This is a genomic window from Micromonospora qiuiae, assembly GCF_016863555.1.
In the GTDB taxonomy this organism is placed as follows: domain Bacteria; phylum Actinomycetota; class Actinomycetes; order Mycobacteriales; family Micromonosporaceae; genus Micromonospora; species Micromonospora qiuiae.
Map to the genome: position 1 here is coordinate 1 of NZ_BOPC01000181.1, position 1,198 is coordinate 1,198.

The 1,198-nt window shown below is 66.0% G+C and carries 1 protein-coding gene; it reads right to left on the minus strand.

Features of this window, described 5'->3' with window-relative positions:
- Window positions 1-8 precede the first annotated feature (8 nt).
- Window positions 9-1,100, minus strand: coding sequence for an IS630 family transposase (locus tag Vqi01_RS30290; RefSeq protein ID WP_239098785.1), 1,092 nt, complete (start codon window positions 1,098-1,100; stop codon window positions 9-11).
- Window positions 1,101-1,198: the final 98 nt, after the last annotated feature.

Sequence of the window (1,198 nt, forward strand, 5' to 3'; positions counted from 1 at the left end):
GTGCCTCGTCATGCAGCCTTGAACGGGTAATCCGGGTGGCGGATCTTGGAGTCGGTGGCGAATGCGGTTTTCGGTCTGGCGCGTTGGTTGCGCCAGCGGATGTAGTCGCCGATCGCGGTGTCCTGTTCGGCGTGGCTGCGGTGGTCGGTGCCGTTGAGGGCGAAGTAGCGGACGGCGGCGAACTCGGCTTCGATCCAGTTCAGCCACGACGCGTACGTGGGCAGGAAGACCAGTTCCACTTGGTTGGCGGTGCACCAGGTGCGGACTTCGGGGTGCTTGTGCGGGGAGAAGTTGTCCAGGATCAGGTAGAGGCGCTGGTCGGGCCAGCGGCGGCGCAGGGTCTTGAGGAAGGCCAGGAACTCTCGCCAGCGTTTGCGGTCACGGATGCGGTAGTGCAGCTTGCCGGTAGTCAGGTCCAGGGCGGCGATCATGTGCCGCACGCCCTGATCACGGGTGTAGGTGGCGCGTAGCCGCACCGGGTGTGCGACGGGCCGCCAGGCGCGGCCGGGACGGGGTTGCAGGTTCAACGGCCCGAACTCATCGACGCAGAGCACCCGCCCGTCGGTGGGTGGGTGGTCGTAGAGGTCGAGGATCCGGCGCATCTTGGTGGTGAAGTCGGGGTCGGTGCTGGCCTTCCACGTCTTGGTGGCCTGCCACGAGATCCCGCGTTCGAGCAGGATCCGCCGCACGGTCTCGGCGCTGATCGTGTCGACGTAGCCAGCGGTGATGAGGTAGTCGCGCAGCTTGGCCAGTGACCAGCAGGAGAACGGTTGGCCGAGGAAGCGGGGGTCGCACCGGGCGATGACGCAGATCCAATCGCGGGTCTGCTCATCGATCCGTCTCGGTGCGCCCCCGCTCCATTTTGGGGACAGCGCGTCGAACCCCCGCTCGTTGAACGCGTGGATCACGTCCCGGACGTAGTCCTCGCTGGCCTTGAGCAGGTGAGCGATGTCCGGGGCCGGTTGACCCTGAGCCGACATCAGCACCACGATCGCCCGCCGCAGCTTCACCGGATCCTTCGCCGTCCGGGTGATCCGCTGCAACCGCTGCCCCTCGGCCATCGACACCTGCCGGACAAACACCTCCGGCCGTCTACCCACCGGCCATCACCTCCCACCACGAGTGCTGGGAGACAGCCTGCCCGATACATCCTCAGAACCAGCGGATTACACGATCAACGTTCAAAGACGAGGCACTA